Below are 7,070 nucleotides of genomic sequence, written 5' to 3' on the forward strand. Positions count from 1 at the left end.
GGCTCCAGCTGCGCGGGGCCCGCGGCGGGGAACGGCCGCGGCTGCCGGGCGGGCGCCGCCCCTATGTGCGGGCAGCGGTGCCTCCCGCCCCGTCGGCCCTGTCGTACGACTCCGGGGAAGAGGCGCTGACCCTCGGCACGGGCCGCCTCTCGCCGGTTCCTGCCGGGGCGTGGGAGTTCCGGGTGGGCGGCGTACGGATGCTGGACCTGTGGTTCGAGCGGCGTACGGCGGCGGCCGGGGCGAGGGGCCTGGAGGCCGTACGGCCCCGCCGCTGGCCGCAGGAGTGGACGTCCGAGCTGCTGGAACTGATCACGCTGCTCGCCCTGCTCGCCGAACTGCGGCCCCGGCAGGACGAACTGGCGCACGGCCCGCAGATCGGCACGGATGAGCTGCGGGCGGCGGGGGTGCTGCCGGTGGCGGCCGCGGCACGGCGGCCCGCGTCCGTGCTCGACCACCAGGAGGAGGGCCCGGACGGCCAGTTCGCGCTGCTGTGACGCGTGGCTACCCGCGGCCGAACGAGTCCAGCACCCGGGCGAGCGCCCGCTCGAAGACCCCGTCCAGATCGATCGGCCCGGGGTCCTCGGCGAATCCCGCCGCCATCCGCGGATACTTCCCGGTCGAGATCTGGCTGATCAGATAGCCGGTGCGGGCGGCCTGCTCCTGTTCCTCGGTCCAGGGCAGCGAACGGCTGCGCTCCGCCGTGGCGATCTCGTTGGCGGTGTAGGTGGTGACCACGCCGTTGACCATGGCGATGAGTTCCATCTTCTCGCCGAACCGTGCGTCGATCCCGTCCAGGCAGCTCAGCGCGTATTCCAGATAGCGCAGGACGTTCGGGCTGAATCCGTACACGGGTGACATCAGCCGGGGCACCCAGGTGTGGCGGTGCATCATCTCCCGGGCCTGACGGGCGAGGGCGAGGATATCGGCGCGCCAGTCGCCGGAGGGCTCCGGGTAGTCGTAACCGGCGCTGACCGCGTCGAGCATCAGCTCGTGCAGGTCCTCCTTGCGGGGCACGTAGTTGTACAGCGACATCGTGCCGCAGCCCAGCTCGGCGGCCACCTTCCGCATCGACACCGCGTCAAGGCCCTCCGCGTCCGCGATGCGCACGGCGGCTGCCGCGATGTCCGCACGGCGATACGCGGGCCTGGGCCCGCGGCCGGCCCGCTCCGGGCGCGCCCAGATCACTTCGGGTACAGCGGGTCGACCCACCATTGATCATCACCTCGACCACCATGGTAGTTACGTACACCGTACGTAGTGCGCTACGGTTGCACCATGACAACTACGTACGCCGTACTTAGTGAAGGTCTGGAAAAGCGCTACGGCGAGGTGCACGCACTGCGCGGCCTCGATCTGGCCGTGGCCGAAGGCACCGTCTGCGGGGTGCTGGGGCCCAACGGCGCCGGCAAGACCACCGCTGTCCGGGTGCTCACCACGCTGACCGCGCCCGACGGGGGCAGCGCCCGGATCGCCGGTCACGACGTGGTGCGCGAAGCCGGTGCGGTCCGGGCGGCGATCGGCGTCACGGGGCAGAGCGCCTCGGTCGACGGCGAGCTGTCCGGCCGGCAGAACCTGCGGCTCTTCGCCAAACTGCTCAAGTTCCGGGGCGAGGCCGTCCGGAGCCGGACCGACGACCTCCTGGAACGCTTCGAGCTGGCCGACGCGGCCGACCGTCCGGCCCGCACCTACTCCGGCGGGATGCGCCGCCGGCTGGACCTCGCCGCCAGCCTGCTGGCCCGGCCGCACGTGCTGTTCCTGGACGAGCCGACCACCGGGCTCGACCCGCACAGCCGCAATCAGATCTGGACAGCGGTACGGGAGCTGGCGGGCGCCGGCACCACCGTCCTGCTCACCACGCAGTATCTGGAGGAGGCCGATCAGCTGGCCGACGACATCGTGCTCGTCGACAGCGGCCGGGCGGCCCACCGAGGCACCCCGGCCGAGCTGAAGGCGCAGATCGGCAGCTATGCCGAGGTGGTCGTCGGCCATCCCTCGGCACTCGCCGCGGCCGCAGCCGTCCTGGACCGGCTGACGGGCGCCGAACCGGTCCTGGACCACGAGCGCCGCACGGTGGGCGTCGTCGCCTCCGACCCCACGCTCACGCTCCCCCGGATCGTCCGCGAACTGGACGCGGCGGGCGCGGCGGTGATCGACGCGAGTCTGCGGCCGCCCACCCTGGACGAGGTCTTCCTGCGCCTGACCGGCCGTGACACCGGCCGCACCGTCCCACCGGCGAAGGAGATGGCGGCATGAGCGGCAACACACTCGTGGCGGAGCGGCCCCTCGCGGGCACCACCGGGAACGCGAGCACACCGGTCGCGGACGGACTGGCCGTACTGGGCCGCCACCTGCAACGGATCAAGGCGGCCCCGGGCGTACTGATCCTGACCCAGACCATGCCGATCACGATGCTGCTGTTCTTCGGGTACGTCTTCGGCAGCGCCCTGGCCGTGCCGGGCCAGGAGTACCGGGCCTTCCTGGTGCCGGGCCTGCTGGCGGCGACCGCGGCGAACGGCATCATGACCGGGATGTTCCAGTCCGCGCAGGACTGCCATCGGGGCGTGATGGACCGGTTCCGCACCCTGCCGATGAGCCGGTCCGCCGTGCCGTTCGGGCAGACCGCGGCCGACCTGCTGACCACGGCCGTCGGCATGATCCCGCTGATCCTGGCCGGGCTCGCGGTGGGCTGGCGGATCGAGGGCGGCCCGGTCGCCGCGCTGGGGGCGTTCGGACTGCTGCTGCTGTTCCGGTTCGCCACCGCGTGGGTGGGCTGCTGGCTCGGGCTGCTGATCCGCAGCGAGGAGGCGGCCGGCCAGCTGGGCTCCGCCACGTTCGTCCTGCCGCTGCTCTCCAGCGCGTACATCCCGACCGGGAATCTGCCGGGCTGGCTGCGCACCCTCGCGGAGTGGAACCCGATCAGCGCCGTCGCCGCGGCCACCCGCGATCTCTTCGGCAACGCCGCACCGGCCGCCGGCGCCGCCTGGCCGGTCGCCCACCCGGTGGCCGGATCGCTGCTCTGGTCGGCGGCGCTGCTCGCCCTCGCCGTGCCGCTGTCCGTACGCCGGTACGCGCGCGGCGGCGAGTGACGGGCCGGACGGCCGCGGAGGCCGCCGGTCACCCGACAGCCTCTCAGCCGGTCAGCGCGGCCGGCCGGTCGAGCGCACCCAGCAGGGAGACGAAGCTCGACTCCAGGAACGCGCCGAGCTCCGCGAGGGCATCCGGTCCGTCGGGCGGCCAGTTGGTGACGGCCTCCTCCGCGAAGGCCATCCAGGCCCGGGCCGCGACGAGCAGCCGCGGCGAATCCGGCATCCCGAGCCGCCGTTGGCCCTCCTCCACCCGCCGGGCCAGGGTGGCGCGGGTGGACTCGACGATGTCCTCCACCGCCGGATGGCTGCCGCCGGCGCCGCGGACCAGAGCGAGATAGACCTTGCGGTGCTCCGTGACGTACGCCGCGAATCCGGCGATGAACGACCGCAGCCAGGGGACGGGCTCCAGCAAGGGGTCCGGCTCCGTGGCCGCGGCGAAGTCGTCGCACTCCCGCCGGACCACACAGCGGTAGAAGTCCCGCTTGGAATCGAAGTAGTGGAAGAGCAGCCCCCGGGAGATACCGGCGCGGCGCGCCACATCATCGGTGGAGAGCTCGTCCAGCGAGCAATCGGCAAGCATGTCCACGCCAATCGATACCAGTTGCGCCCTTCGCTCGTCGGGACTCAGACGCGCGGCTCGCTTCTCGGGCATGCGGTCAGTCTAGAAGTACTTCGACACCGAATTACCTCGACACCCACTTCACCGCCAACCGGTACGCGCCGCAGCCACACCACGGGCCTCACGCGGACATGGCGACGCGCCACTGCCGGCTCCGGGGATGACGGAAGAGCGGGCAGCAGCGCGATACCTGGACCGGGGCCGTCGGATCAGTGGCGGCTGCCGAAGAGCGAGCGTCGCAGTCGTCGCAGAGGCGCGAAGAGCGAGACCCGCGCACTCTTGCTCCGGCGTGTGTGCGCGGCGTCGCGCGAGGTCAGCTCACGCATCAGCAGCGTCGCCTCCGCGGAATCGCGCTGCGGGACGACAGGGCCGCCCAGCACCGCGAGATGGCGGTCGAGGCGCGAACTCGTCGCACCGCTCCCGCAGGTAATAGCAGGCACTCGCGGCCTGCTGCGCACCGTTATCTGTTCCATGTCACTCCCCACCCGTACGAGGGCACCCGGCCCGGGCAGGTTAACCCTATCCCCCCGCGACGACACCCGTGTATCCCGGGCACGGGATTGAGCACACACATACGGAGGTTGACGACCGTTCTCCGAATCTGCCCGATTCCAGGGCGAGTTGGACAGAGCGTCAGCGACCGGACACCCCGGGCCCGATCCGCGGAAGGTACCCGGAAGGAGGCCCCTGCCCGCGGGACCTCCTCCCCGGCGGAGAGCCGAAGCGGATGGCGGAAGGGCGTCGGCGCCGGTGTCAGGCGGCCGAGTTGAGGACCGGCAGATAGCCACCGGACTGCCCGGCGGCGAAGGGGTGGTACGACTCACCGATGTCGAGCCAGTTGAGGCTGTGCAGCCAGGCGCTTCCCGAGCAGATCTCGTGCCCGGTGAACTTCCCCGCGACGTCACCGAAGGTGAAGCCGTGGTCGGCCGCACGCTTGGCGGTGGCGGCGTTCAGATAGTCGGACGCACCGTTGATGGCGGTGCGCACCTTGTCACTCAGACCGACGACGCAGCTGCCGCCGATCTTGTAGAAGCGCGGGTAGCCGAGGACGACGACATGGGCGGACGGCGCCTTGGCGCTGATCGCCGAGTACACCGAGTCGAGCTTGCCCGGCAGCGTGGAGTCCACATAGCTGCGGGCGGTGGCGATCCGGTTGAGACAGGTGGCCTCCGACTGGAGGACGCAGGTCGTCATGACATCGGAGAATCCGGCGTCGTTGCCGCCGATGGAGATGGAGACGAGGTCGGTCGAGGAGCTGAGCGGTCCGAGCTGACCGGCTGTCACGTCGCCGGTGCGGGCCCCGGAGCAGGCGGTGAAGGCGAAGGAGGCGGGCGAGTGGGCGGCCGCCCAGAGCGAGGGGTAGGCGAGGGTGCTGCGCTTGCAGTCCCCGCTGGAGCTGATGTAGCTGCCGGAGCCGACACCCGAGGAGTACGAGTCGCCGAGGGCGACATAGTCGACGGCCTGAACGGACGGAGCGGCGTTCGCGGTGGCCGCCCCGGTCAGGGCGATGACGGCACCGAACAGCAGTGAGGACGAGAACGCCACGAGTCTGGACATTTTCATGGGACCTCCGTTGGACCGGCCAGCAGGATCTCTGCCACATACGTGGTAGCAGCAGGGACGGCCATTCCGGAAGTGTTCATGCCAAGTCCATCGGATGAGCTTTGGGCGCCGGTCCCCTGAGGGCGCGTCACGCCGGCGCGCGGGTGGCACGGCGAAAGGTGGCGAAACCCGGGTGCGCCGGGTGCACCGGTGCCGGATCATGGGCGCCATGCCTGCCAACCCCGAGTCCGCTCTGCCGATCCGGCTCACCGTCGACGACAGCGACTCCCCGTCCGACGTCGTCGACGCGCTGTTCCTCGGCCGCTTCGCGACGGGCGAGCAGTCGTACTCGCACAGCACCTCCCTGGACCGGGTCAGGAGCGGGGCGACGCTGCTGCCCCCGGCCGCCACGGTGCTGCGAGCCGCCCGTGACGACGACCGCAGCGCCATGCTCGCCGAGGGCGAGGGCTGGACGCTGCTCGTCTCGCGGTGGAACCGCGGCGCCGACGTCACGGTCACCGCGACCACCCCCGAACTGGCCCAGAAGGTGCTCGGCGAGGCCACGGACGGCGCCCGGGACGAACCCGATCCGCAGCCCGAGAACGTGACCATGGGCTTCTGGCACGTGTCGCCGCGCCGCGGCCCGTGCCGCACCACCCGGCAGATCACGGCGGGCGCCTGGGACGAGGTCCGCACCAACTACACGGCGCCGGTGGCCGATGCCATGGACCGGCTGATGAAGGTCACCCCGGACGACATCGCGGGCCGGCTGCTCCTGCTGCACGGTCCGCCGGGCACCGGCAAGACCTCCGCGCTGCGCACCCTGGCGCGGTCCTGGCGGGACTGGTGCCAGGTCGACTGCGTACTCGATCCCGAACGGCTCTTCAACGACGTCGGCTACCTGATGGACATCGCGATCGGCGAGGACGACGGCACGGCGAAGGGCCGCTGGCGGCTGCTGCTCCTGGAGGACTGCGACGAGCTGATCCGGGGCGAGGCCAAGCACACGGCCGGCCAGGCGCTGTCCCGGCTGCTGAACCTCACGGACGGACTGCTGGGCCAGGGCCGCAATGTCCTCGTCGGGGTGACCACCAACGAGGACCTGGAGCGCCTGCACCCGGCGGTCGTCAGGCCGGGCCGCTGCCTGGCCCGGATCGAGGTGGGCCCGCTGACCCGCAAGGAGTCGGCGGCCTGGCTGGGCACGGACGAGGGCCTGAGCCGCGACGTGTCCCACGAGGGCGCGACCCTGGCGGAGCTGTACGCGCTGCGCCGCGGCACGGGCCCCGCGTCGGTCCCCAAGCAGGACTCGGGCGCGGACGCGGGCCTGTACCTCTGAGAGCGGGCCGAGCCCGCGCGGCACAGCTCCACGTCCGTCCGGCGATGGAGACACCGCACCGGGCCGCCCTCGCCTCAGCCCGCGTACACCGCCCGCACCGCGTCCTGCGCCAGCGCGAGCGCCCGCGCGCGGGAGACCCCCAGCCGCCGGGCCTGTTCCGCGTACTCCCGCGCGGCGGACGCCGCGTTGCGGTCCGCCGCGTCCCCCGCGGCGGCGACGAACGTCCCGTTGCGCCCCCGCGTCTCGATCACCCCGTCCGCCTCCAGGGCCCGGTAGGCCTTGGCGACCGTGTTGGCGGCGAGGCCCAGCTCCTCGGCGAAGCCGCGTACGGTCGGAAGTCTGTAGCCCACCGGCAGCGCGCCGGAGCGGGCCAGTTCGGAGATCTGCGTGCGCAGCTGCTCGTACGGGGCGGTGCCGGAATCCGGGTCAACGGAGATCTTCAGAGTCACGGCCCGATTCTCCCCCCACCGCCCGGAGCCGTCGCCCC

At 72.0% G+C, this 7,070-nt stretch carries 9 protein-coding genes; 4 read left to right on the plus strand and 5 right to left on the minus strand.

Features of this window, described 5'->3' with window-relative positions:
• Positions 1–494 (plus strand): type ISP restriction/modification enzyme (locus tag J1C73_RS17850; protein ID WP_307797715.1); only part of this gene is annotated, 494 nt, incomplete at its 5' end.
• 7 nt (positions 495–501) lie between these two features.
• On the opposite strand, the gene J1C73_RS17855 is transcribed toward J1C73_RS17850, so the two are convergent.
• Positions 502–1,212: a TetR/AcrR family transcriptional regulator gene (locus J1C73_RS17855; RefSeq protein WP_207317271.1), complete on the minus strand. Its 711-nt coding sequence runs from the start codon at positions 1,210–1,212 to the stop codon at positions 502–504.
• 63 nt (positions 1,213–1,275) lie between these two features.
• Here J1C73_RS17855 and J1C73_RS17860 point away from each other — a divergent pair, with 63 nt between their 5' ends.
• Both J1C73_RS17860 and J1C73_RS17865 read left to right on the plus strand, forming a co-directional pair.
• The gene (locus J1C73_RS17860; RefSeq protein WP_207317272.1) at positions 1,276–2,253 is read left to right on the plus strand and encodes an ATP-binding cassette domain-containing protein; all 978 of its coding nucleotides are present in this window, start codon (positions 1,276–1,278) and stop codon (positions 2,251–2,253) included.
• Positions 2,250–3,086 carry an ABC transporter permease gene (locus J1C73_RS17865; protein ID WP_207317273.1) on the plus strand — a complete coding sequence of 279 codons (837 nt, stop codon included), beginning with the start codon at positions 2,250–2,252 and terminating at the stop codon, positions 3,084–3,086. Before J1C73_RS17860 ends, J1C73_RS17865 begins: the two co-directional genes overlap by 4 nt.
• Before the next feature lie 43 nt (positions 3,087–3,129).
• Here J1C73_RS17865 and J1C73_RS17870 read toward each other — a convergent pair whose 3' ends face one another.
• The 3 genes from J1C73_RS17870 to J1C73_RS17880 all read right to left on the minus strand — a co-directional run bounded on the left by J1C73_RS17870 (position 3,130) and on the right by J1C73_RS17880 (position 5,268).
• A complete protein-coding gene (locus J1C73_RS17870) occupies positions 3,130–3,738 on the minus strand; it encodes a TetR/AcrR family transcriptional regulator (protein ID WP_242644331.1) in 609 nt (202 codons plus the stop codon).
• A 176-nt stretch (positions 3,739–3,914) separates the two neighbouring features.
• Positions 3,915–4,178 (minus strand): hypothetical protein, encoded by a 264-nt coding sequence (locus J1C73_RS17875; protein WP_207317274.1) that lies wholly within the window; start codon positions 4,176–4,178, stop codon positions 3,915–3,917.
• A 280-nt stretch (positions 4,179–4,458) separates the two neighbouring features.
• Complete coding sequence (locus J1C73_RS17880; protein ID WP_207317275.1) at positions 4,459–5,268, minus strand: SGNH/GDSL hydrolase family protein; 810 nt, start codon at positions 5,266–5,268, stop codon at positions 4,459–4,461.
• A 208-nt stretch (positions 5,269–5,476) separates the two neighbouring features.
• On the opposite strand from J1C73_RS17880, the gene J1C73_RS17885 reads away from it, so the two are divergent.
• A complete protein-coding gene (locus tag J1C73_RS17885) occupies positions 5,477–6,583 on the plus strand; it encodes a DUF5925 domain-containing protein (protein WP_372446700.1) in 1,107 nt (368 codons plus the stop codon).
• A 74-nt stretch (positions 6,584–6,657) separates the two neighbouring features.
• Here J1C73_RS17885 and J1C73_RS17890 read toward each other — a convergent pair whose 3' ends face one another.
• Positions 6,658–7,032 carry a GntR family transcriptional regulator gene (locus tag J1C73_RS17890; RefSeq protein ID WP_123468875.1) on the minus strand — a complete coding sequence of 125 codons (375 nt, stop codon included), beginning with the start codon at positions 7,030–7,032 and terminating at the stop codon, positions 6,658–6,660.
• Between the last annotated feature and the right edge of the window lie 38 nt (positions 7,033–7,070).

It is taken from the genome of Streptomyces laculatispora, assembly GCF_017353455.1.
GTDB lineage: Bacteria > Actinomycetota > Actinomycetes > Streptomycetales > Streptomycetaceae > Streptomyces > Streptomyces laculatispora.

Bases quoted from the DNA above. Each gene is read 5' to 3' on its own strand.
- J1C73_RS17875 (WP_207317274.1), bottom strand. From the start codon at position 4,178: ATGGAACAGATAACGGTGCGCAGCAGGCCGCGAGTGCCTGCTATTACC.
- J1C73_RS17860 (WP_207317272.1), top strand. From the start codon at position 1,276: ATGACAACTACGTACGCCGTACTTAGTGAAGGTCTGGAAAAGCGCTAC.
- J1C73_RS17855 (WP_207317271.1), bottom strand. From the start codon at position 1,212: ATGGTGGGTCGACCCGCTGTACCCGAAGTGATCTGGGCGCGCCCGGAG.
- J1C73_RS17870 (WP_242644331.1), bottom strand. From the start codon at position 3,738: ATGCCCGAGAAGCGAGCCGCGCGTCTGAGTCCCGACGAGCGAAGGGCG.
- J1C73_RS17885 (WP_372446700.1), top strand. From the start codon at position 5,477: ATGCCTGCCAACCCCGAGTCCGCTCTGCCGATCCGGCTCACCGTCGAC.
- J1C73_RS17880 (WP_207317275.1), bottom strand. From the start codon at position 5,268: ATGAAAATGTCCAGACTCGTGGCGTTCTCGTCCTCACTGCTGTTCGGT.
- J1C73_RS17865 (WP_207317273.1), top strand. From the start codon at position 2,250: ATGAGCGGCAACACACTCGTGGCGGAGCGGCCCCTCGCGGGCACCACC.